This is a genomic window from Bradyrhizobium hipponense (assembly GCF_008123965.1).
Classification (GTDB): Bacteria; Pseudomonadota; Alphaproteobacteria; order Rhizobiales; family Xanthobacteraceae; genus Bradyrhizobium; species Bradyrhizobium hipponense.
Window position 1 is genome coordinate 36326 of record NZ_VSTH01000099.1, and the last position, 21450, is coordinate 57775.

The 21450-nt window shown below is 64.8% G+C and carries 21 protein-coding genes; 11 read left to right on the forward strand and 10 right to left on the reverse strand.

Translation table 11 applies throughout. The features are described from left to right. Positions 1-81: 81 nt before the first annotated feature. Both FXV83_RS27145 and FXV83_RS27150 read right to left on the reverse strand, forming a co-directional pair. Positions 82-1668: a DHA2 family efflux MFS transporter permease subunit gene (locus FXV83_RS27145; RefSeq protein ID WP_148742648.1), complete on the reverse strand. Its 1587-nt coding sequence runs from the start codon at positions 1666-1668 to the stop codon at positions 82-84. A gap of 213 nt (positions 1669-1881) precedes the next feature. Beyond that, a complete protein-coding gene (locus tag FXV83_RS27150; protein ID WP_148742649.1) occupies positions 1882-3189 on the reverse strand; it encodes an HlyD family secretion protein in 1308 nt (435 codons plus the stop codon). Between the two features lie 197 nt (positions 3190-3386). On the opposite strand from FXV83_RS27150, the gene FXV83_RS27155 reads away from it, so the two are divergent. Genes FXV83_RS27155 through FXV83_RS27165 form a run of 3 tightly spaced genes read left to right on the forward strand, consistent with a single transcriptional unit; the run spans position 3387 to position 5608 of the window. Next, on the forward strand, positions 3387-4022 hold the full coding sequence (locus FXV83_RS27155; protein WP_148742650.1) for a TetR/AcrR family transcriptional regulator: 636 nt from the start codon (positions 3387-3389) through the stop codon (positions 4020-4022). A 54-nt stretch (positions 4023-4076) separates the two neighbouring features. Then, entirely contained in the window at positions 4077-4421 is a 345-nt protein-coding gene (locus FXV83_RS27160; RefSeq protein WP_148742703.1) for a DUF6665 family protein, read from the forward strand. Continuing rightward, the gene (locus FXV83_RS27165) at positions 4418-5608 is read left to right on the forward strand and encodes a lanthionine synthetase C family protein (RefSeq protein ID WP_148742651.1); all 1191 of its coding nucleotides are present in this window, start codon (positions 4418-4420) and stop codon (positions 5606-5608) included. Before FXV83_RS27160 ends, FXV83_RS27165 begins: the two co-directional genes overlap by 4 nt. Before the next feature lie 110 nt (positions 5609-5718). Here the strand turns inward: FXV83_RS27165 and FXV83_RS27170 are convergent, their stop codons facing one another. Then, positions 5719-6903 (reverse strand): extensin-like domain-containing protein, encoded by a 1185-nt coding sequence (locus tag FXV83_RS27170; protein ID WP_148742652.1) that lies wholly within the window; start codon positions 6901-6903, stop codon positions 5719-5721. A gap of 501 nt (positions 6904-7404) precedes the next feature. Here FXV83_RS27170 and FXV83_RS27180 point away from each other — a divergent pair. Then, entirely contained in the window at positions 7405-8178 is a 774-nt protein-coding gene (locus FXV83_RS27180) for a DUF2147 domain-containing protein (RefSeq protein WP_148742654.1), read from the forward strand. Positions 8179-8494: 316 nt separating this feature from the next. Next, positions 8495-9838: a FecR domain-containing protein gene (locus FXV83_RS27185; RefSeq protein WP_187436195.1), complete on the forward strand. Its 1344-nt coding sequence runs from the start codon at positions 8495-8497 to the stop codon at positions 9836-9838. Between the two features lie 180 nt (positions 9839-10018). On the opposite strand, the gene FXV83_RS27190 is transcribed toward FXV83_RS27185, so the two are convergent. Both FXV83_RS27190 and asd read right to left on the reverse strand, forming a co-directional pair. Then, complete coding sequence (locus tag FXV83_RS27190; RefSeq protein ID WP_148742656.1) at positions 10019-10585, reverse strand: NUDIX hydrolase; 567 nt, start codon at positions 10583-10585, stop codon at positions 10019-10021. A 67-nt stretch (positions 10586-10652) separates the two neighbouring features. After that, positions 10653-11516: an archaetidylserine decarboxylase gene (gene asd, locus FXV83_RS27195; protein ID WP_148742657.1), complete on the reverse strand. Its 864-nt coding sequence runs from the start codon at positions 11514-11516 to the stop codon at positions 10653-10655. Positions 11517-11551: 35 nt separating this feature from the next. Here asd and FXV83_RS27200 point away from each other — a divergent pair, with 35 nt between their 5' ends. After that, complete coding sequence (locus FXV83_RS27200) at positions 11552-13216, forward strand: aminotransferase class III-fold pyridoxal phosphate-dependent enzyme (protein ID WP_148742658.1); 1665 nt, start codon at positions 11552-11554, stop codon at positions 13214-13216. 143 nt (positions 13217-13359) lie between these two features. Here the strand turns inward: FXV83_RS27200 and FXV83_RS27205 are convergent, their stop codons facing one another. The 3 genes from FXV83_RS27205 to FXV83_RS27215 all read right to left on the reverse strand — a co-directional run bounded on the left by FXV83_RS27205 (position 13360) and on the right by FXV83_RS27215 (position 16058). Next, the gene (locus FXV83_RS27205) at positions 13360-14019 is read right to left on the reverse strand and encodes a hypothetical protein (RefSeq protein WP_148742659.1); all 660 of its coding nucleotides are present in this window, start codon (positions 14017-14019) and stop codon (positions 13360-13362) included. 260 nt (positions 14020-14279) lie between these two features. Next, positions 14280-14969, reverse strand: coding sequence for a class I SAM-dependent methyltransferase (locus tag FXV83_RS27210; RefSeq protein ID WP_148742660.1), 690 nt, complete (start codon positions 14967-14969; stop codon positions 14280-14282). Between the two features lie 36 nt (positions 14970-15005). Continuing rightward, positions 15006-16058, reverse strand: coding sequence for a glycosyltransferase family 4 protein (locus tag FXV83_RS27215; RefSeq protein WP_148742661.1), 1053 nt, complete (start codon positions 16056-16058; stop codon positions 15006-15008). A 275-nt stretch (positions 16059-16333) separates the two neighbouring features. Here FXV83_RS27215 and FXV83_RS27220 point away from each other — a divergent pair, with 275 nt between their 5' ends. The 3 genes from FXV83_RS27220 to FXV83_RS27230 all read left to right on the forward strand — a co-directional run bounded on the left by FXV83_RS27220 (position 16334) and on the right by FXV83_RS27230 (position 18150). Further along, entirely contained in the window at positions 16334-17041 is a 708-nt protein-coding gene (locus FXV83_RS27220; RefSeq protein WP_187436188.1) for a L,D-transpeptidase, read from the forward strand. Positions 17042-17160: 119 nt separating this feature from the next. Then, positions 17161-17583 (forward strand): c-type cytochrome, encoded by a 423-nt coding sequence (locus FXV83_RS27225; RefSeq protein WP_148742663.1) that lies wholly within the window; start codon positions 17161-17163, stop codon positions 17581-17583. 234 nt (positions 17584-17817) lie between these two features. Then, the gene (locus FXV83_RS27230) at positions 17818-18150 is read left to right on the forward strand and encodes a GIY-YIG nuclease family protein (RefSeq protein WP_148742664.1); all 333 of its coding nucleotides are present in this window, start codon (positions 17818-17820) and stop codon (positions 18148-18150) included. Between the two features lie 163 nt (positions 18151-18313). Here FXV83_RS27230 and FXV83_RS27235 read toward each other — a convergent pair whose 3' ends face one another. Together FXV83_RS27235 and FXV83_RS27240 are read right to left on the reverse strand one after the other, a co-directional pair. Next, positions 18314-18592 (reverse strand): hypothetical protein, encoded by a 279-nt coding sequence (locus FXV83_RS27235; RefSeq protein WP_148742665.1) that lies wholly within the window; start codon positions 18590-18592, stop codon positions 18314-18316. Then, positions 18589-19383 carry a DUF899 domain-containing protein gene (locus FXV83_RS27240; RefSeq protein WP_148742666.1) on the reverse strand — a complete coding sequence of 265 codons (795 nt, stop codon included), beginning with the start codon at positions 19381-19383 and terminating at the stop codon, positions 18589-18591. Before FXV83_RS27240 ends, FXV83_RS27235 begins: the two co-directional genes overlap by 4 nt. A 150-nt stretch (positions 19384-19533) precedes the next feature. On the opposite strand from FXV83_RS27240, the gene FXV83_RS27245 reads away from it, so the two are divergent. Both FXV83_RS27245 and FXV83_RS27250 read left to right on the forward strand, forming a co-directional pair. Continuing rightward, positions 19534-20754: a helix-turn-helix domain-containing protein gene (locus FXV83_RS27245; RefSeq protein WP_148742667.1), complete on the forward strand. Its 1221-nt coding sequence runs from the start codon at positions 19534-19536 to the stop codon at positions 20752-20754. A 29-nt stretch (positions 20755-20783) separates the two neighbouring features. Then, positions 20784-21428 carry a Vgb family protein gene (locus FXV83_RS27250; RefSeq protein WP_148742668.1) on the forward strand — a complete coding sequence of 215 codons (645 nt, stop codon included), beginning with the start codon at positions 20784-20786 and terminating at the stop codon, positions 21426-21428. Positions 21429-21450 lie beyond the last annotated feature (22 nt).

The following is a 21450-nucleotide window of genomic DNA, read 5'->3' on the forward strand; positions in this document are numbered from 1 at the left end:
ATTCAATGAGGTGCGCTTTATAGATGTATCGCTTGCGATTTGCAACACGGCTCGCGCGAGATCAAGCGCGAGTGTTGCAATTTAGTGCGCATCGCCGCCGGCGCCGAACGGCGAAGCCGGCTTTTTCAGCAGCATGACCGTGAGACTGAGGGCGAGATAGAACAGTGTCAGCATGAAGAAGGCATCACCAAAGCTCATCACCACGGCCTGGCGGTGTACGATCTGGCTGAGCTGCTTCATCGCCATCAGCGTGGCGTCGCCGAGCCCCTGAAACTTCTGCATGAACATGTTCAGCGTTTCGGTCGCGGTCGCATTGCCCCAGGTCACGCGCTCCTGGAGACGCGTGATGTGGAGGTCGGTGCGGTCGTTGAGCACGGTGTTGATTACGGCCAGTCCGACCGCGCCGCCGAGATTGCGCATCAGGTTGAACAGGCCCGAGGCGTTCTTGACCCGGTCCGGCGCCAGCGTGCCGAGCGCGATGTTGTTGGTCGGCACCATCGCGAACATCATGCCGATGCCGCGCAGGATCTGCGGCATCAAGAGTTCGTAGAAGTCGTAGTCGCGCGTGATCCATGTCATCTGGTAGGAGCCGATCGCGAACACGACGAGGCCGAACGCGATCATGTAGCGCATGTCGACCTTCGCCATGAGCCGGCCGACCAGCGGCGCAACCAGGAACATGGTGATCCCGGAGACGAACATGGTTTCGCCGATCATCAGCGCGCTGTAACCGCGCACTTCGGCGAGATAGCGCGGATAGATGTAGGTCAGGCCGTAGAGGCCGATGCCGATGCAGAACTGGAGCAGGCAGCCGATCGCGAAATTGCGGTCGGAGAAAGTGCGCAGGTTGACGATCGGCTCGGCCGCCGTGAAGACGCGCCAGAAGAAGGCGATCGCCGAGATGGCACAGATCCAGGCGCAGATCGCGACCGAAGCATCCTGCATCCATTCATATTGCGGGCCTTCCTCCAGCACGTATTCCAGCGTGCCGAGGAAACCGGCCATGAAGATCAGGCCCCACCAGTCGAAGCGGTCGAGCAATTCGAAATGCGGCTCGTCGAAATCGACCAGCGCCAGCACGCCGATGGTGATGCCGATGCCGGGCACGACGTTGATGAAGAACAGCCAGTTCCACGTCATCAGATCGGTGATGTAGCCGCCCACCGTCGGCCCGATGGTGGGGGCCAATGTCGCGACGAGGCCGATGATGGGACCGACGATGTGGAATTTCGAGCGCGGGAACACGGTATAGGCGGAGGCGAACACCGTGGGGATCATGCCGGCGCCGAGAAATCCCTGGAGCGCGCGCCACAGGATCATCTCCTCGATCGTGGAGGCAAAGCCGCAGAGCAGGCTCGAAATGGTGAAGCCGGCCGCCGAGATTGCGAACAGCAACCGCGTGCCGAAAGCGCGCGACAGGAAGCCCGATAGCGGGATCGCGATGACTTCGGCAATCAGATAGGCGGTCTGGACCCAGGAGACTTCGCTGGAGCTGGCCGACAGGCCGGCCTGGATTTCGCTCAAGGACGCCGAGACGATCTGGATGTCCAGGATCGACATGAACATCCCGAACACCATGACGATGAAGGCGATCAGCCGCTTCGGCGCGATGCGCTCCGAAGCCGGGGCCGCCATCATGGCCGGTGAAGCAGTCGTGGCATCGGCCATGGCGTTAGCTCTCACTCAAGCCGCAGGTTCGTCTTACCTCTCCTGCTTGCGGGAGAGGTCGACGCGCTCGAAGAGCGCGGCGGGTGAGGGCTCTATCCTCTCGGGGTGTCTCCCTAGCGGAGACATCCTCTCCCCTGCCCTCTCCCGCAAGCGGGAGAGGGCGCGCAGCGTCGCTCGGGGCTATGGCGCAGCTGCGCATCATCGCAGCCAATCCTACTGCGGGTGAATCGCGGTGGGATCGTCGAGATCGATCTCGCTGTCGGCGTCGGCCGCGCCCTTGTTGGTGTCGACGGTCGCATAGACCGACATGCCGGCGCGGAGCAGGTTCTGCTTGGCGACAGCCTTGGGCACGCGGATGCGGACCGGCACGCGCTGCACGATCTTGGTGAAGTTGCCGGTGGCGTTGTCCGGCGGCAGCAGCGTGAACACCGAGCCCGCGCCCGCTGCGATGCTGTCGACGACGCCGGCGAATTTGCGCATGCCGTAGGCATCGACCTTGATCGTCACCGGCTGGCCGGGGCGGATGCGCTTGAGCTGGGTTTCCTTGAAGTTGGCGTCGATATAGACGCTGTCGAGCGGCACGACGTTGCCGAGACGCTGGCCGACTGCGACGAAGTCGCCGGCGCTGACGAGGCGGTTCGAGAACGTTCCGTCGACCGGCGCGCGTACGGCGGTGAAACTGAGATCACGCTCGGCCTTGGCGAGGGTGGTCTTGAGCTCGGCGAGCTGCGCCTGCGCTTCGGCCTGCTGCGCCTTGGCGACGTCGACATTGCTGACGGCGACGTCATAGGCGGCCTGCGCGGCCTTGACCGCCGCGGCGCCCTGGTCACGCCCAGCTTCCGAGGATTCGAATGTGGCACGCGAGGCAAAGCCCTTGCTGTTCAGCGCCTGCTGCCGCTCGTAATCAAGATCGGCGCGCTTGAGACCCGCTTCCGCGGAGACCAGCTGCGCCTTGGCTTGCGCGACCTGGCTGTCGAGAGCAGCAACCTGGCGTCCGATGCGATCGATCGTGGCCTGCTGGGTCGCGATCCGGGTCGCGGCGGCATCGACCGCGATCTTGTAGTCGCCGTCGTCGATGCGCAGGACGATATCGCCGGCGCGCACCAGCGTGTTGTCGCCGGCGAGGATCGAGGAGATGTGACCGGCGACGCGCGCGCCGAGCATGGTGTTGTTGGCGCGAACATAGGCGTCATCGGTGGAGACGTAGAAGCGGCCGACCAGCGTGTAGTAGCCGGCATAGCTCGCGGCCGCGAGCGCCAGCATGAGGCCGACGCCCATCAGGACAAATTTGCGTTTACCGGATTTGGGCGCGGCCGCAGCGGTTGCATTCGGAGCCGGCTTGTCGGTCACCGGCTTCTCCAGCGCCTCGCTGGTGCGGCGCTTGGTCTCTTCGGTCACATGGGAGCGCAACTGCCCGGCGATCGCTGCAGATGTCTCGCTCGCAGCTTCAGTGTTCGCGGGGGTCGTCTCTACCGCTTCCTCGCGAAGGACGCGCGCAGCCTGGTCTCTCGATGCGGCCATAAAGGCCTCCCCAACAAAAAAGCGCGACCCCGGACGGGCCGTCGTGCGGCCCGATCCTGTCGCCTATCCCAAATACCATTGACCGAACGGTTCGGTCAATATACATATTCTGCCCGGCAGAACCTTACCGGCCCGAATCCTCTATTTGGGTTTCAGGATCCAAACCCTGCGGCAAAACCTTTCGAGACCCTAAACCAATGGTTGCAGCCGAGCACGAACATCTGCACGTCGTCTCCGAAGAGGACAGCTCGAAACGCCGCCAGATTCTGGACGGTGCCCGCAAGGTGTTCATGGATCTCGGCTTTGACGGCGCCAGCATGGGCGAGATCGCCCGCGCGGCCGCGGTCTCCAAGGGCACACTCTACGTCTATTTCGCGGACAAATCCGCGCTGTTCGAAGCCATCCTCGAGCAGGAGGCGCTCCAGCACGGTCAGGTCGCGTTCAATTTCGATCCCGCGCGCGATGTCGAGACCACTCTGAGGGATTTCGGCCAGGCCTACATCCACCTGCTCTGCCGGCCCGGCGGCGGATCGGCGATCCGCACCGTGATGGCGATCGCCGAGCGCATGCCCGACGTCGGCCGGCGCTATTATCTGCGCGTGCTCGACAAGACCATCAACCGGCTCTCCGAATATCTCAAAGCCCATATCGCTTCCGACGATCTCAACATCGACGATTGCAACCTTGCGGCCTCGCAGTTCATGGAGCTGTGCAAGGCCTCACTGTTCTTGCCCTTCGTCTTCCAGGCCGCACCGGCGCCGTCGGAGGAACGCATCGCCGAAGTCATCGACAGCGCGACGCGGATGTTTCTGGCGGCTTATCGGGCGAAGTAGCGGCAGCAGTCCACGCGTTGCGCATGCGGTTCGCGGTGCATTATATTGAGCGCCATGTCCCGTGATCTTCGCCCGCCGGTCGATATCCTCCATTATGAGATCGTCCAGGAACAGGCCTCAGCGCTTGGACGAATGGGCCGCACGCTCGAACAGGCCCTCGCGGAATTGCGCGCGTTCGACGCCACGCACGCGCTCCCGGACATACCGGCCTCGCTGCAGCCGGCCCGGCGCAAGCTGGTGATGGCAGCCGGCCAGGCGCTCTGGATGTTCGTGGTGCAACGTGAAGCGACCGGCCTGCGCGACAGCCGCCATATCATGCGGACCTACACCGTACCGGCCGAAGTTCAGCACTGCATGGGGCTCACGCCGTCGACGGACGTTGGAAAACGCAGGTCATGATCACCCCCAGTCGCCACCGCGCGCTTGCGCACGACGCCTGGAGCGAGTTGGCCGTCCGCACCGCGATTGCAGACATCGTTGCCGATGCCATCGCTGATTTCGATCCCCAGACGTTTTGGCCCGGTCACCCCGGCGACGACGGGGTGGACGGCAACCCCAGCTTCTACTATGGCGCGGCGGGCGTCATCTGGGCGCTCGATTATTTGCATCGTGTCGGCGCCAGCCCTGCCGCAAAAGACTTTCGCGCGGTCTTGCCAAAACTCCTCGAACGGACAACCGCCAGGTTCGAGAGGGATTCGCCGGCCGGCTACGCCAAACACGGCTCGTTGCTTTTTGGCGACATGGGAGCCGCCCTTGTCGCCATGCGCCTTGATCCCACGCCGGGCTTGGCCGATCTCGTCCATGCGCGCGCCGAAGCCAATACCGAACTCCCGATTCGTGAACTGATGTGGGGCATGCCCGGATCCATGCTGGCTGCGATCCACATGGCCCAGATGACACGGGAGCCGCGATGGCGTGGCCTGTTCGAAATGCAAGCGGCCCGGCTGTTGGATGATCTGGAGGAAACGCCGCAAGGTCGGCTCTGGACCCAGGATCTGTACGGCGCCAAGGACCGCTGGCTCGGGCCTGTGCATGGCTTCGCCGGCAACATCATCCCGTTGCTGCGTGGATGGGACTGGTTGACGCCGGCACAGCAGGCGCAATTGGCCGATGTTGTGCCGCAGACCCTGGCCGCGAATGCGTGGTCGTCCGAGACTGGCACCAATTGGGGCGCGAGAAGCAAGCGCGAGACGCCACCGAGCTTGTGTCAGCACTGCCACGGCGCTCCCGGCATGGTGACGACATTTGCCGACGCGCCGTTCGCGACGCCTGATTTTGACGAACTTCTGCTGGATGCCGGCCGGTTGACCTGGACCGCCGGACCGCTGACCAAGGGTTCGAACCTGTGCCACGGCACCGGCGGGAACGGCTACGCATTCCTCAAGCTTTACCGCCGCACGAACGATCCGGTCTGGCTCGACCGTGCACGCCAATTCGCCATGACGGCCATTGTCCAGTATCGCGGCGCCAGGACGGTCGTTGACCGCGGACGCTATTCGCTTTGGACCGGCGACGTCGGCCTGGCGATCTACCTCTTGGACTGTATCACCGGGGAGCCGCGCTTTCCGACAATCGACGTGTTCTGATCCGAAGTGTGGTGGCTCGCGGTGCAGCGCTACGCCCGGCGAGATCGATTTACACCTGCGGATGCGTGAGATAGCGGACGATGTCGGCGGGCATTTTGGAATGTGTCCGCCTAATCGTCCGCGAACTCGTCTTCCTCGTTGATCTTCTCGCGCTTGCTCTTGTGCGCACCGAGCGAGCCGGTCACGTAGGGATCTCGCGAGTTCGTATAGGGATTGCGCGACTGCGCCCGCGCGGCAACCTCATCGCCGGAGACGGCGGCCGGCTGGCAGATCAGGCGGCGGCTGGCGCGGCGCATCAGATCCACGTGGATGTGGTCGTAGTGATAGACGTTGGAGCCTGGCGCCAGCACGGTGGTGAAATGCGCGCACGCCCCGGACTGCACGTCGCGCAAAAAGCCCTGCTCTTCCGGCATGCCGCGCCAGCCGTCCTTCACGGTGACGCGGCGGCCGTCGGCGAGCACGAAGGCTGCGATATCGAGCGCGTTTCCGAAGGCGTGCTCTGAGATGTGGGCATGCGAATTGCCGTTCATGCCGCGGCAGGAATAGGCGGAGATCTGCTTGATCTCGACGACGCGGGTGCCGAACCAGCGCATCGCCGACGGCTGCACGGTGTCGGCGAACCAGCGGTCGAGTTCGGACACGATCGGACACGCCAGCGTCGCGACCGGCTTCACTGCGACCGGGCCGACGGCGGTGACCGCATTGCCCTGCGCAGGACCGAGGCGCGGCGGCGGTTGTTGCGCGGGGGCTTGCGAATAAGGCGCCGGCCCCGGCGGCCTTGCCGGATAGCTCGGCGCATTCATGTAGCGCGCCGCACCCGCGGCATCGGTGCCTTCGGGTGGCAGGTCGATCTCGTCCTCCTGCGGCGCCACGCCGGGAGCGTTGAGCGAGACCGGGCCGGATGACGCGCCGTAACCGGACGGCTGGCGCACCGCACTCTCGGGATAGTTCTGGCGTTGCGGGTAGCCGGATCGCGGCTGCGTCACCGGCCAGCGCGGCTGGTTGCCGATGCTTCCGGGCGGACGCAAATCCTCGTCGGCAAAGCCGTAGCTCGAGGAGCCTTCGCCGATGGCGGCGACCTTTAACGGGAATTCGGCGCCGCACATGCCGGGGCCGGAGATCGGCTCGATGCGGACGATGTCCGCGCTCTCCTTGACCGCGCCCGACTTCAGGCATGCGGCTTCCGCCTCGGCCCGCCACGGTTCACGTTCGGCCTGAAAGAAGCCGCGTCCGCAACCCGCAAGCGAAACAAGGACGATGGAGCCGACGAGATACAAACGAACTCCGCGCGTCATGCGCGCACGTTCGGTGAATTTACTTAAAGACTCTTCAACGTGTTGATTTCAGCCTTCCTTAACCATGCCGGGGTCGCCGCTGAACGGCAGCGGGGCTGACTTTTTTGGGAGGAGTCTTTCTGTTAACCATGATCCTTGCCCGCAAAGTAGCGCGATAGCGGGAGCGATCCCAGGGAGCAACGTCATGACGTTCGTCGGAAGACTGAGCGTTATCGCCGCGTACCTCGCCATGGCCTTCGTCGGCGCCATCGTGCTCGGCATGATCTGAACGACGCATCCAACGACCTTGCTCCACTTCGCCGAGGCCGTGATCGGCTTCGCGCACCATTGATCAACGCAGGTCCAGTGCTTGCCTGAGCGGAGCGAAGAGAGCAGCCGCGGCAAGGCGGACCCGTTGTGATGTTCATCACATAACACCAGCCCCGCCCAGCGTAAGGTCGAACCACGCTCAGTCGTTCACCGACCTCAGGTCATCGGGACCACGCAATTTTGGAGATTGTCATGAACAAGCTCTACATCGCCACCACCGCACTCTTCCTCGCGTCGACCGCCGCTGCACATGCCGGCAACGCGATCTCGTTCCAGATCGAAGGCCAGCACATTCGCATTGAGACGCCGCGCAACTGCGCCTCGCTCGACTGCGTCACCATCGTCGCCCCTAGCCTGTCGAACAAGCCGATCAAGCTGAACAGCATCAATCTCAACGGCCTCGGCGGCTCCAAAGACGATGACGACACCACGCCGGCTCCGACCACGACCGCGCAGCCGGCTCCGGTGCAGCAGCAGCCGGTACCGCAGGCGCCCGTCCAGTCCATCGCACCGGCCGCGCCCGCTGTCGCTGCTCCCTCCGTTCCGGCCACGACCGTTGCCGCCGCGCCTGCCGTCGGCTTCGATACCCCGGCGCAGCCTGCGCCCGTTGTCGCACCTGCTGCTGCGCCTGAGCCAGTCGCGCTTGCACCTGCTCCGGTTGCCGCCGCGCCCGCGTCGGCCGCGACCACGCCGCTCGGCGTGTGGGCGACTGAAGAGAACAAGGGCAATGTCCGCGTCGAACAGTGCGGCGCCAATCTCTGCGGCTACGCCGAGAAGACCAACGCGCGCATCCTGATCAACATGAAGCCCGAGGGATCGAAGTGGAGCGGCCGCATCCACGATCCCGACTCCGGCCGCAATTACGACTCCACCATCGCAATGAAGGGGCCGAATGCGATGCGCGTGCAGGGCTGCGCCTTCGGCGGCATGTTCTGCGGCGGCCAGACCTGGAAGCGCGTGAGCTGACGCCAAATACATCGCAACACGACGCATACACAATCGTTCGTCATGCCCGGGCTTGTCCCGGGCATCCACGTTCTTGGTGCTGCGCGTCAAGGCGTGGATGGCCGGGACAAGCCCGGCCATGACGATGTGGAGACACCGACGTTTCGATTGTTGGTATCGTTTCGGCGGGCCGGCTCATAGACTTAGCACTAATAGACTTGGCACTAACGTTCGCCTCCCCCTTATGCAACAGATGTTCATCCGCCGTTCAGCCTGCCCCGGTTGAAACTGCGCACTCTCGCCTCGCGTTTCTCACCGGGATCTCCTCGTGGATTTTATCGTGGCCTGGCGCCGCTTCGTGTTCGCGCTTCCGCTGCTGGTGCTGCCGCTGGCCGGCGCGAGCGTGGCTTCTGCATCGGATGCAATCGAGCTTGCGCAGGCACAGCCGCAAGCCCAGCCGGCACCGACACCCTCCCCCGCGCCGGCAGCCTCGCCGACACCGGCGGCGGACGCCCAGCCCGCCACCGTCGAGCCGATCGGCAACGTCGCGACCGTGACGGGCATCGCGACCGTTATCCGCGACAGAAATTCTTATCCGCTGCGAGTCCGCGACGACATCTACCTCAACGACATCGTGCAGACCTCCTCGAACTCCGCGCTCGGCATCACCTTCAACGACGCGACCACGTTCAACCTCTCCGCCGGCGCCAAGATCACCATCGACAATTACGTCTATGAGGACGGCGGCAAGCAGAATTCGGCGATCGTCGACATCGGCAAGGGCACGGTCGCCTTCGTCGCCGCAGCGGTGGCGAAGACCGGCGACATGAAGATCACCACGCCGACGGCGACGCTCGGCATCCGCGGCACTACCGGCGTCGTCAACGTGCCCGTGGGCGCGGCCGCCAGCAGCGCCGCCAACGTCAACATCAAGCTCTATCCGGACGCCGACGGCCGGGTCGGGCACATCGACGTCGACGACCGCAGCAGCGGCACGCGTCTCGGCGCGCTGACGCAAGGCGCCAGCGGCTTTGCGATTCGCGCGAGCGCAGGCAGCGCCGGCGGCATGCGCTTTGCCGCGGTGCCGATCACGATTCCGCCGCAGCAGATCGCGCGCGACCGCAGCTTCGTCAGCCAGGTACATCTGGCCCAGACCACGGGCCGCCAGATCGTCACCGAACAGCGCGACTTCCGCCGCGCCAATCCTACCGCAAGCAGCCGCATTCCGCGGCCGGCCCAGCCGCCGCAACAGCAGCAATTGCGGCCGACGACCGCGCCGGGACAACAGCCGCAGCGGCCGAACGGCCAGCCGGGACAGAACAACCGTCCGGGTCCGCAACAGCCGGGCGCGCCAAACCGCCAAGGCGCGCAGCAGCCGCCCCAGCGGCAAGGACAAGGCGGCGCCGTGCAGCCGGGCACGCCGCGTGCGGGCCAGGGTCAGCGGCAAGGTGCGGGACAGCCGGCGGGCGTGCCGCGCACCGGTCAAGGCACACAGCCGAGCGGCGCGCCGCAAGCGCAGCCGCCGCGCACGGGGTTGCCGCCCGGCGCACAACCGGCCGTCCAGCCGCAACAACAATTCCAGCGCCCAGGCGGGATGCAGCAGCGCCTGCCCGGCGCACAGCGCCCCGCGGCGCCGCGCAAGCCGGCGCTGGCTCCGAAGGAGAAGAAGGAGCGGCGGTAGAATGCAAAGCGCATCAACAGCGTCGGTGCGCTCCCCGTTCTTACGGGGAGAGGGTTGGGGTGAGGGGCTGCTTCCGCGTCGGCGGTGAAAGACGGACTCGCGGAGAGTCCCCCTCACCCGGAATTCAAGCTACGCTTGAATTCCGACCTCTCCCCGCAGGCGGGGCGAGGTGAAGACAGCTCACGCTTCGCCGCGCAGCCACGCCTTCACCTTTTGCAGCAGACCATGCCGCAGTTCGTCGACGGACGCCGCTTCGGCCGGTGTCAGGGTCTGCATGGCGGCGTCGACGTCCTCGCTTGCAAGCGGCGACGCGATTTCAGCGTCGGCCGGCGCCAGCCCCGCGGCCGCCAGCGCGATCGGGCCGATCTGCACCAGGAACGCGCGCTCGTACTCGCGCGACAGCCGCGCGGTCGCATCCTCCAGCGTCAGCCAGTCGACCGCCCTGATGTCGTTCATCAGCTTGCGGACCGGACCGCCCTCGGCCTCCATCCGCCAGAAATGCACGGCCTTGGAGCGCCCGCCGGACTGGTAGACGAGCGTGCCCAAGAATTCGTGGACGGCGACGTCGTGGCCGGTCTCCTCCAGCACCTCGCGATGCGCGGCTTGCTTCGGCGTCTCGCCGTCGTCGAGCTTGCCCTTGGGCAAGACCCATTCGTTGCGCTTGCGCTGGCGTACGACCGCGATCAGCGGCGGCGCACCACGCCGCAGCACAATACCACCCGCTGCCAGAACCGGCGCCCGCGCCATCGAAAGATCTCGCCGTGTCGAATCGTCCCCGCGGACGATATAGGCGGCCGAGACGGCGGAATGAAGACTAGTTTTTTCTCAGCAGCGCCTGGCCCGCCCGGATGCGCGTGCCTTCGGCGATGCCATCGCAAAACGAAAAATCGCCGGGCGCGAGGATGATGATGGTCGAGCCGTGCTCGAACCAGCCGAGCTCCTCGCCCTTGCTCACGTTGACGTCGCAAGGGAAGTTGACCGGGCCGCGCGTCTGCGCGTTCAGCACCATATCGAGGAAGTGCAGGCGGATGCTCGCGACCAGGATCGCCGCAACCGGCACCAGCGTCACCGCCTCGCCGGAGCTGAGATGCGTGCGGATCACCGCGCGCTCGTTCTTGCAGAACAGGCGCTCGACCCGCTTCAGCGCGATCGGGTTGACGTTCCAGACGTCGCCATGGATCAGCGTGACGCGCTCGATATGCGCGTCAAAAGGCGCGTGGAAGCGGTGATACATGCTCGAGGTCAGCCGCAGTGTGACGAAGGAGCCGTTGCGGTGCTGGTCGACAAGGGCGGAATCGCCGACGAGGTCGAGCAGCGAATAGGGCGCGCCCTTGACCTGGAACAGCTCGGTATCGGCGATCCGGCCATGGGCGCCGACGATGCCGTCGGAGGGACTCGCGACAATGGAAGGGTCGGGATCAAAGGGCCGCAGGCCCGGCTTCAGCTCCCGGGTGAAGCAGTCGTGCAGGCTCTTGAAGTGGCTCTTGCGCGCCTCCGACAGATCGAGGTCCGAGAACAGCTTCCACAGCGCGATGGAGCCGTCCCGAACCAACGTGTTCTCGATCTTGGAGAACCAGCCCATGAAGCGGGTCAGCGCGGCGCGGGGGATGCGGTTGGTCAACAGGAAGTTGAGGTCTTCCTGCTGGGTGAAAGAGGCGATGAGGGCTTTGACTGTCATGAATCTGTCAGCTCGCAAGGTTAGCGCTTGTTGTCATGGAAACGACACTCCCGATTCTCTCTTTGTCCGTGGCCGCCGCAGCGTCCGCCGCCGCTGCCTTCCCGAAGCTCAAGGCGCGGATCGAACTGTCCCGCGCCAAGCATCGCTCGCTCTCCGGGCACTCCAAAATGTCGCGCCGGGTGGCGCGGCTGGTCCCGTTCTACGAATTCGAAGGGGATGAATACTTCGGCTGCGACGGCGCGCCGGCGAACGTGGTGATGCAGCGCAAGGATGCCTTCTTCCGCCTCGCGCGCGTCTACGCCGATCGCTACCCGAAAGGGCGCGTGATGACCAGGGAAGCGGCGGAGAAGATCTCCGACCTGAACTTCACCGAAACCTACCGCGTGCCGTTCCAGTTCTCGCGCCTGGTCCGCGAAAATCTGGGCACCTCGACCTTCATGGAGTCCTCGAGCGGCGTCACCGTTAGGGATGTCGACGGCAACATCTCCTACGACCTCACCGGCTCCTACGGCGTCAACATCTTCGGCAACGACTTCTACAAGGAATGCATCGAGGGATCCGAGAAACGCGCGCATGCGCTCGGCCCCGTGCTCGGCCCCTACCATCCCGTCATCCTCGAGAACGTGCAGCGGCTCTGCCAGATCTCCGGCCTCGACGAAGTCTCCTTCCACATGTCCGGCACCGAGGCCGTGATGCAGGCGGTGCGGCTTGCACGCTACCACACCAAGCGTAGCCATCTCGTTCGTTTCGCCGGCGCCTATCACGGCTGGTGGGGCGACGTGCAGCCCGGCGTCGGCAACCCAATTCCCGCGCACGAAACCTACACCCTCGCCGAAATGTCGCAGAAGACGCTGCAGGTGCTGCGTACGCGCCGCGACATCGCCTGCGTGCTGGTCAATCCGCTCCAGGCGCTGCATCCGAACGCCAACGCGCCCGGCGATTCCGCGCTGGTCGACTCGTCCCGCGGCGGCAATTTCGACCGCGCGGCTTACGCCGAATGGCTGAAAAAGCTCCGCGAGGTCTGCACCGAGCGCGGCATCGTGCTGATCTTCGACGAGGTCTTTGTCGGCTTCCGCCTCGCCGCCGGCGGCGCCCAGGACTATTTCGGCGTGCGCGCCGACATGGTGACCTACGGCAAGAGCCTCGCCGGCGGCCTGCCGGTGGGCGTGGTCTGCGGCAAAAAGGAGCTGATGCGTCGCTTCCGCGACGACCGCCCCGCCGACGTCTGCTTCGCCCGCGGCACCTTCAACTCGCATCCCTATGTCATGACGGCGATGGACGAGTTTTTGAGCCGGCTCGCCAGCCCCAACTTCCGCGCCGTCTATGACCATCTGGACGAAACCTGGAACGGCCGCGCGCAAAAGCTCAACCAGATGCTGGAGGGTGCCGGCCTGCCAGTGCAGGTCGCCAATCTGTCGTCGATCTGGACGGTGAAGTACACCAAACCGTCCCGCTACAACTGGATGCTGCAATATTACCTGCGTGCCGAAGGCCTGTCGTTGAGCTGGGTCGGCACCGGGCGGCTGATCTTCAGCCTGAACTACACCGACGCCGACTTCGCCGAAGTCGCCGACCGCTTCGTCCGCGCCGCGGCGAAGATGAAAGCCGACGGCTTCTGGTGGCACGATGCCGCGCTCACCAACAAGCGCATCAAGCGGCAGATCCTGAAAGAGATGCTGGCCAAGCGCTTCGGGCGCTGAGGTTAATTCCTCCAACGTCGTCATGGCCGGGCTTGTCCCGGCCATCCACGCGTCTCCGCGCGACAGTTCTAAGACGTGGATGCCCGGGACAAGCCCGGGCATGACGCAAGCAATAGACATTCGTGGTCTGGGCAATGAGCGTATCAGGCGTGCTGCTCTTCCAGCGTGGGCTCGCCGAGCAAGCCCAGCGTGTGCTCGGGGTTGAGATGCAGGCCGGGGTCCATCAGCTCGCCGCGCATCAGCGCCAGCGGCGCGTTGCGATAGAGCATCAGGTCGTGGAAGGGATCGGTCAAGATCTTGGTCATCCAGACGAGGCCGGTCTCGACGTCGCGGATGAAGAACAGGTGCACGGTGCGGAACAAGAGGCCGCCGATGCCGACCGCGAGCCAGATCTTGGCGACCTGACGCATGAAGTCGGTCGCTCCGATCCAGGGCTTGAACAGTCCGAACAGCGAGGGATCGGCGAACAGCACCAGCGGCGATGCCGCCCAGATCGACATCAGCACGACCTTGCGCTGAAGGTTGTAGCCGACCTTGATCTCTTCCTTGTGCTCGTGCGTCGCCTGGTTGATGTGGTCGTAGCCGTGCGGCTCGAAGAAGAAGTGACCGGCCTGGCGCGAAGTCATCGAGACCAGCCAGCCGACCAGCGCCGAGATCATGGGATCGACGAACAGCCAGACATAGGCGAACAGGAAGCTCAGGGCGCTGACGAAGTGCAGGCTCTGATTGATGCGGCTGTGATGATAGTAGCGATGGTCGTCCCAACGCTGGATCCGCAGCTGCTCGAGATAATTCTTGATCATGCTCTCCCCCAAAATGCTTTCGGGTACGGGATTTACAGAGATTCGATGTACGCCATGTGACATCATCATTTTGTCATGTGACGATGTGCAGCGACGCGGTGACGCACGGGTTACTCTATCTCCTCACCCTGAGGAGCTTGCGAAGCAAGCGTCTCGAAGGGCGAGGCCCAACTGGCGATAGACGGGCCTCCATGGTTCGAGACGCGCGCAACAGCGCGCTCCTCACCATGAGGAGCAATTACACACTCGAGCCGCCTTGTTCACGCCGCCTTGGCGACGTCGAGCTTGCGGAAGCGCACCAGCGAGAAATGGCCGAGCGGCGGAATCAGGCGGCGCTCGGCCAGCTCGATGCCGTTGGCGCCGGCGAGCCACTTCGCATAGCGCGACCAGGCGAACTCGGCGGTGCGGAAGCCGAGCGGACGCACCACCGGCTGGAGCCTCTGCTCGATGAAGCGGCGCATGCCGGCATCGGCGCTGACGCGAGTGAGGATGATCAGCTCGCCGCCCGGGCGCAGCACGCGCGCGAATTCGTCGAGCGCCTTTTCTGGATTTGGCACCGCAGTGACGACATATTGCGCCATCACGACGTCGAAGGAATTGTCGGGGAATTCGAGCTTCTCGGCGTCCATCACCGCGAGGCCCTCGACATTCTTCAGCTTGCCATCGGTGACGCGCTGGCGCGCCTTGTCGAGCATCGCTTCCGAAATGTCGGTGCCGAAGATGCGCAGATGGGGAGCGTACATCGGCAGCGAGATGCCGGTGCCGACGCCGACCTCGAGCACGCGGCCGCCGATCTTGTTGGTAGCCGCGATCGCCGCCTGCCGGCCCTTGGCGAACACGCCTCCGAACACGAGGTCGTAGACCGGCGCCCAGCGGTCATAGGCCTGCTCGACCGTACCACGGGTGAGGTCAAGCTGCTGGGTGCCATCAAGGTTCATGATCTTAGCCATCTCTGAGGTTCTCGCTGTGGTTCAAAACGGTGAGGATCAGCCGCGCACCGGCCGCCGCGCCATCACCGGCGAGGCGCGCAGGATACGGCTGGGCTGAAGTGAAGTAAGATTGCCGACGAACTGCCGCGCGCTGTTCTCCCAGGAACGCTCCAGCGCGAAGTTGCGGCAGGTCTCGCGCGACATGGTGAGCGCGCGCAAGCAGGCGGCGCGCAAATCCTGATCGATCGCGCCGATCGGGTGGTCGGCAATGACGTCCTTGGGTCCGGTCACCGGAAACGCCGCAACCGGCGTGCTGCAGGCGAGCGCCTCGAGCTGCACCACGCCGAAAGTGTCGGTCAGGCTCGGAAACACGAACACGTCGGCCGCGGCGAGGTGCGCAGTGAGGTCCGCGCCCTTCTTCTCGCCGAGGAAGACGGCGGCCGGATATTTCTTTTCGAGCAGCGCCCTCTGCGGGCCGTCGCCGATGACCACCTTGGTGCCGGGCAGATCGAGCGAGAGGAACGCCTCGAGATTCTTCTCCACCGCCACGCGTCCCATCGTCATGAAGAACGGCCGCGGCAGATCGAGCCTTGCGGGAGCGTCGGGATGGAACAGCTCGGTGTCGACGCCGCGGGTCCAAAAGCCGAGCCGCTTGAAGCCACGCTCGGAGAGCTCCTGCCGCAGCGACGGCGTCGCCACCATGGTCATGGCGGCGGCATCGTGGAAGTGGCGCAGCACGGCATATCCGACGGCGGCAGGAATGCCGGTGCGTACCGAGACGTATTCGGGAAAGCGCGTCGTGTAGGAGGTGGTGAAGGCGAGGCGGTTGCGTCGGCAATAGGCCCGCGCGGCCCAGCCGATCGGCCCTTCGGTGGCGATGTGCAGGGCTTCCGGCGCAGCCTTCTCGATCCGCCGCGCGATCTCTTTAGCATTGGGCAGCGCGATGCGCAGGCCCGGATACGTCGGCAGCGGCCATGACGGAAAGCCGTCGGGCGTCAAGAAGTCGATCTCGACATCCAGCGCCTTGGCGGCATTGGCCAGCGAGGTCAACGTCCGCACCACACCGTTAACCTGCGGATGCCAGGCGTCAGTCGCGATTAATACCCGCATGGGAAAATCCCGAGATTTTGATGATTCTCGGCTTACGACCATCAACCACGGATGTTTCAGGCGTGTGACGTCACAGAAGTGTCGACGGGCTGTTTTGTTCGTTAACGGGCTGGCCGAGCCACGAAACTGTCATGAAACAATCGTTGCCGCCATGAAACCGTTTTCGGTTTTCCGTGCAAACGTCCCGAAACCTTTTGCCGTTAGTGATCTCTGCAACAGAGCACCGCAAGCGGTGCCGCGGTGAGCAAGAACACCGAGCAAACAGGGGCGATCAAATGTTCAATCTGGGCACGTTCAAGAGTTATTCGCGCGCCGTTGCTTTGAGCGCAGTGGCTGTTACCGCAATCGCATTCGCCGCCCCGGCCAAGGCCGCGCCCGTGCAACTCTTCCCCTTCTTTCAGCCGCTGCCGCCGATCGCCGCACCGCAGCCGTACCAGCCCTATCAGGCGACGCCCTACCAGGCCGCGCCGTCCGAGGATCAGGACGCCGTCGAGATGCCGGCCCGCTTCCGCCGCCAGACCGTGTCCTACGCCACACGCGAGGCGCCGGGCACCATCATCATCGATACGCCCAACACTTATCTTTATTACGTGCTCGGTGGCGGCCAGGCCGTTCGCTACGGCATCGGCGTCGGCCGCGACGGCTTCACCTGGTCGGGCACACAATCGGTGACCAGGAAGGCCGAGTGGCCGGACTGGACCCCGCCGCCGGAGATGATCGCCCGCCAGCCCTATCTGCCGCGCCACATGGCTGGCGGCCCCGGCAACCCACTCGGCGCCCGCGCCATGTATCTCGGCGGCACCATCTACCGTATCCACGGCACCAACGCCCCCGACACCATCGGCAAGCACGTCTCCTCCGGCTGCATCCGCCTGACCAATGAAGACGTCTCCGACCTCTACTCCCGCGTCAACGTCGGCACCAAGGTGATCGTGCTCCCGATGACGGAGCGCCGCGCGGACCTCGGTAGCGCAACGCGGTGAGCAACAGGACATTGTGACGCAAACGGCCCCGGAACCCTCCGGGGCCATTTTCGTTTGCATGGTGCTCTCCGGGCGCCCGCGCTTTGAGAGGCACGAGCGCAATCATCACGGAGGCGCAGATGCAGTCAGTCCGGCAAACGTCGCGAAGCCGATGGTTGTGGTCGATCGCGAGCGCGGGAGGATTGCTGTGGCTTTTCTCTGTGCCCTCTGCTCTCGCGCAGCAACCGGCGAGCGACGACGCGGCTCGACAAGCCTTTAACAATTCATGCCGCACCTGCCACTCCGTGAAGGAAGGCGACAATCGGCTCGGCCCCAACCTCAGCAAGATCGTCGGACGGAAGGCAGGCTCGCTGCCGGACTACAACTATTCTCCCGCCATGAAGGATGCGGACTTGGTCTGGGATCAGGACAAGCTCACGCGCTTCATCGTCAAGCCAGACGAGGTCGTGTCCGGCAACAAGATGCAGCCCTATGGCGGCATCTCGCCCGAGGAAGCAGGCAAGGTGGTTGCTTATCTGCAATCGGTGTCGGGCTCACAATAGCGGCCCCCGGGGCACCACGCCATTTTGACTTGCGATTGCGGCTTATCCTTCGAGACGCCCGCCTCCGGCGCGCTCCTCAGGATGAGGACGGAGTATGCGGCCGCCCAACCTGTACGACGAACTTGTTACACCGACAAATTACACACGCAATACTTGCACAAAGCCACAGATGCCAGTTAGCCTCATCCTGAGGAGCGCGCTCTTGCGCGCGTCTCGAAGGATGGGGCGGGCACGATGACAGAAGGCGCGTACCTCTACATTCTCAGATGCGCCGATGGCAGCTACTACATCGGAACGACACGGACCGAGCTTGAAATCAGGGTCGCTCAGCACAACACCGGGACATTCGGCGGCTATACAAAGTTACGCAGACCCGTCACGCTGGTCTTCTCGCAATGGTTCGACAGGATCACCGACGCGATCGAATGCGAACGCAAGCTGAAGAAATGGAGCCGCGCCAAGAAAGAGGCTTTCATGCGCAGCGATTTTACCGAACTTCACGAATTGGCGAAGCGCGGATCACATCATCCTTCGAGACGCCCGCCTGCGGCGGGCTCCTCAGGATGAGGACTGAGTGCGCGGCTAACAGGAGACGGCCTGACAGACCTCGTTGCGCCAGCGAAACGCCGCTCCGCGATACCTGCGCCAAGTCACGAATGCCCTTTGAGCCTCATCCTGAGGAGCGCGCTCTTGCGCGCGTCTCGAAGGATGGGGCGGGTGACCAACGGCCTTACCGCCGCCCGCCTGCGCGCCGTTCCGAGATCAGTCTCAGCCACGCCGAGGCATGAAACGCGCTCATCAGGAGATACATCGGGACCATCCCGCCCAGCAAAGAGCCATGTTCAGCGGAGCAGAGCATGTCGGCCGTGCCGCCGCCGAGCACGGCCGTCAGCAAGGCCATGATCGCGAAGGTCGGCGACGCCGCGAGGCCAAGCCATCTGGCGAGATGGCGGGCGGCCACGCTGCTGTCGCGACCAGTCCCGGCGGCGATGCTGACGGGATGGGTCATCGCCTTTCGCTCGCGGCCTCTTCGCGGAAGGCCTTCTCGCCGGCGTCCGAGATCTCCACCCACTTCTTGTCGGGCGCGGCGCCTTCCGTGTAGCTGTCGTGCCAGTTCCACCATTTGTAGGTCGGCGTCTGGGGATAGCCTTTGGGCGAATCCTCCCAGACCTCCTGCCGGCCGAGTGGCGTGATGTCGAGGTAGTTCCAGGTGCCGCCCATCTGCTCGTCGCCGCGGCTCTTGACGAAATAAGTACGGAAGATGCGGTCGCCGTCCCGGTAGAACACGTTCGTGCCGTGCCATTCGTCGACGCCGAAATCGGCATCGAAACTGTCCGTGATGGTGACCCATGGCATGATCCAGCCCATCCGCTTCTTCAGCCGTGCGATGTCGGCCTGCGGCGCGCGCGAGGCGAACACGAGTGTGGTGTCGCGGGCATTCAAATGGGCGACATGGGCGACCTGATCGGCCACCATCGAGCAGCCGCGGCATGCATGATCTGGCCAGCCGAACACGCCCGGCTCGAAGAAGGCCCGGTAGACGATCAGCTGCCGCCGGCCCTGGAACAGATCGAGCAGACTGACCTTGCCGCCGGGCCCCTCGAACGCATAGGTTTTGTCCACCGCCATCCACGGCATGCGCCGGCGCTCGGCGGCCAGGGCGTCGCGGGCACGGGTGTGCGCCTTTTCCTTCACGAGCAGTTGCTGACGGGCTGCCTCCCAGTCCTGCGGCGACACCACCGGCGGTGTTTGCATGGCGGGCTGTCCGCTATTTCCTGAGTGCTCGACTGATGTCATCATGGTTCTCCAAAGCTCTTGCTTGGACGATCGTTCTGCGTCTCGCTATGACAGACGCGGAACCGATCGCCCCTCACCGCACATTGTCGGCCGTAAACGATTTCTGGCACCGGACGGTTGCGCGGTGGGAGTAACAAGTGTGGCGGGATTTGAATGGAATCGCTGATCACGGCCGCGGCGCGCGCGCTTGAAGCTGGCGATCCGCTCGGCGCATTGAACCGTGTCGCGTTGCGCAACGACCCGCCTTCGCTCGCACTGCGCGGCATCGCGATGGCGCAGCTCGGCGATCTCGCAAAGGCGAAGACGCTGCTGCGGAGTGCTGCACGCGCCTTCGGTCCGAGAGAGGCGGTGGCGCGCGCAAGGTGTGTCGTGGCCGAGGCCGAGATCGCGCTCGTCTCGCGCGACCTGAACTGGCCGGTGAAAGCGCTCGCGGCGGCGCGGGCGACGCTCGAAAAGCACGGCGATCTCGCCAATGCCGCGCATGCGGGCCACATCGAGGCGCGCCGCCTGCTCCTCGTCGGACGCGTCGACGAGGCAGAGCGCACGCTCGCCGAGGTCAGCACCGCATCGCTTCCGCCTGCGTCTCAGGTTGCCCGCGAGCTGGTGGTCGCGGGCATTGCGATCAGGCGGCTCAGGACGGAAGCCGCGCGTGCCGCGCTCGACCGCGCGGCCAAGGCAGCGCGGCTGGCCGGAATCCCAGCACTGACGGCGGAAGTTTACAGCACGAACCTTATCCTCGATACGCCCGCGGCGCGCCTGATCTCCCGCGGCGGCGAACACCCGTTGTTGCTCGGGGAGGTCGAAAGACTGGCGACCTCGACAGCACTCGTCCTGGACACCTTCCATCACGTCGTGCGCAGGCGAGGCGTGGTCGTGTCGCTCGGAACGCGACCGGTGCTGTTCGCGCTCGCCCGTCTTCTGGCACAGGCATGGCCGGCGGATGTCTCGCGAGAGACGCTGATCGCCGCTGCGTTTCGAGCGAGGCACGTGGATGAATCGCACCGCGCGCGGTTGCGGGTCGAGATCGGGCGGCTCCGCACCCAGCTCAAACCGCTGGCCGATGTCAGCGCGACGAAGCAGGGTTTTGTGCTGGCGCCGCGGAAGACGCGCGACGTCATCGTGCTGGCGCGGCCGGTCGAGGAGAAGCACGCCGATGTCCTCGCCTTCCTCTCCGATGGCGAGCCGTGGTCGAGCTCGGCGCTCGCGCTCGCGCTTGCCATGAGCCCGCGCACGGTTCAGCGGGCGCTTGAGGAGCTGGCCAGATCGAGCAAGGTGCAGTCGTTCGGGCACGGACGGGCGCGCCGCTGGATGACCCCGCCTGTCCCGGGTTTCCCGACAGGCTTGTTACTCCACGGACCGCTCCTGAAGACGTAGGATGGAAGCCCTCAACCGGGATCAAGCACATGAAGCGTTCAGCCGCCGAGATCGTCAGGGAGTACGGACCCTTCGCGGGCGTCGAGACCGTCCATGGCGTTACCTATGACGGCACGCACGTCTGGTTCGCGTCCGGCGACAAGTTGAATGCGGTCGATCCGGCAAGCGGCAGGATCGCACGCTCCATCGATGTCGCCGCGCATGCAGGAACGGCGTACGATGGCAAGCACCTGTTCCAAATCGCCGAGGATCGCATCCAGAAGATCGACGCCGCGACCGGCAAGGTGCTCGCCACAATCCCCGCGCCGGGCGGCGGCGGCGACTCCGGACTTGCCTGGGCCGAAGGTTCGCTCTGGGTCGGCCAATATCGCGAGCGGAAGATTCATCAGGTCGATCCGGAGACCGGGACGGTTCTTCGCACCATCGAAAGCAAGCGCTTCGTGACCGGCGTGACCTGGGTGGACGGTGAACTCTGGCATGGCACCTGGGAGGGCGAGGAAAGTGACGTGCGACGGATCGACCCTGATACGGGCAAGGTACTCGAGCAGCTCGATCTGCCCGCCGGAACGATGGTCTCAGGATTGGAGTCCGATGGCGGCGATCGCTTCTTCTGCGGCGGCGGCAGTCGCGGCAATGTGAGAGCGGTCCGCAGGCCGAGGCGGGCCACGCGATGACGGTTTGAACACGCTGCACGGT

Bases quoted from the DNA above. Each gene is read 5' to 3' on its own strand.
- FXV83_RS27145 (WP_148742648.1), bottom strand. From the start codon at position 1,668: ATGGCCGATGCCACGACTGCTTCACCGGCCATGATGGCGGCCCCGGCT.
- FXV83_RS27150 (WP_148742649.1), bottom strand. From the start codon at position 3,189: ATGGCCGCATCGAGAGACCAGGCTGCGCGCGTCCTTCGCGAGGAAGCG.
- FXV83_RS27155 (WP_148742650.1), top strand. From the start codon at position 3,387: ATGGTTGCAGCCGAGCACGAACATCTGCACGTCGTCTCCGAAGAGGAC.
- FXV83_RS27160 (WP_148742703.1), top strand. From the start codon at position 4,077: ATGTCCCGTGATCTTCGCCCGCCGGTCGATATCCTCCATTATGAGATC.
- FXV83_RS27165 (WP_148742651.1), top strand. From the start codon at position 4,418: ATGATCACCCCCAGTCGCCACCGCGCGCTTGCGCACGACGCCTGGAGC.
- FXV83_RS27170 (WP_148742652.1), bottom strand. From the start codon at position 6,903: ATGACGCGCGGAGTTCGTTTGTATCTCGTCGGCTCCATCGTCCTTGTT.
- FXV83_RS27180 (WP_148742654.1), top strand. From the start codon at position 7,405: ATGAACAAGCTCTACATCGCCACCACCGCACTCTTCCTCGCGTCGACC.
- FXV83_RS27190 (WP_148742656.1), bottom strand. From the start codon at position 10,585: ATGGCGCGGGCGCCGGTTCTGGCAGCGGGTGGTATTGTGCTGCGGCGT.
- asd (WP_148742657.1), bottom strand. From the start codon at position 11,516: ATGACAGTCAAAGCCCTCATCGCCTCTTTCACCCAGCAGGAAGACCTC.
- FXV83_RS27200 (WP_148742658.1), top strand. From the start codon at position 11,552: ATGGAAACGACACTCCCGATTCTCTCTTTGTCCGTGGCCGCCGCAGCG.
- FXV83_RS27205 (WP_148742659.1), bottom strand. From the start codon at position 14,019: ATGATCAAGAATTATCTCGAGCAGCTGCGGATCCAGCGTTGGGACGAC.
- FXV83_RS27210 (WP_148742660.1), bottom strand. From the start codon at position 14,969: ATGGCTAAGATCATGAACCTTGATGGCACCCAGCAGCTTGACCTCACC.
- FXV83_RS27215 (WP_148742661.1), bottom strand. From the start codon at position 16,058: ATGCGGGTATTAATCGCGACTGACGCCTGGCATCCGCAGGTTAACGGT.
- FXV83_RS27220 (WP_187436188.1), top strand. From the start codon at position 16,334: ATGTTCAATCTGGGCACGTTCAAGAGTTATTCGCGCGCCGTTGCTTTG.
- FXV83_RS27225 (WP_148742663.1), top strand. From the start codon at position 17,161: ATGCAGTCAGTCCGGCAAACGTCGCGAAGCCGATGGTTGTGGTCGATC.
- FXV83_RS27230 (WP_148742664.1), top strand. From the start codon at position 17,818: ATGACAGAAGGCGCGTACCTCTACATTCTCAGATGCGCCGATGGCAGC.
- FXV83_RS27235 (WP_148742665.1), bottom strand. From the start codon at position 18,592: ATGACCCATCCCGTCAGCATCGCCGCCGGGACTGGTCGCGACAGCAGC.
- FXV83_RS27240 (WP_148742666.1), bottom strand. From the start codon at position 19,383: ATGATGACATCAGTCGAGCACTCAGGAAATAGCGGACAGCCCGCCATG.
- FXV83_RS27245 (WP_148742667.1), top strand. From the start codon at position 19,534: ATGGAATCGCTGATCACGGCCGCGGCGCGCGCGCTTGAAGCTGGCGAT.
- FXV83_RS27250 (WP_148742668.1), top strand. From the start codon at position 20,784: ATGAAGCGTTCAGCCGCCGAGATCGTCAGGGAGTACGGACCCTTCGCG.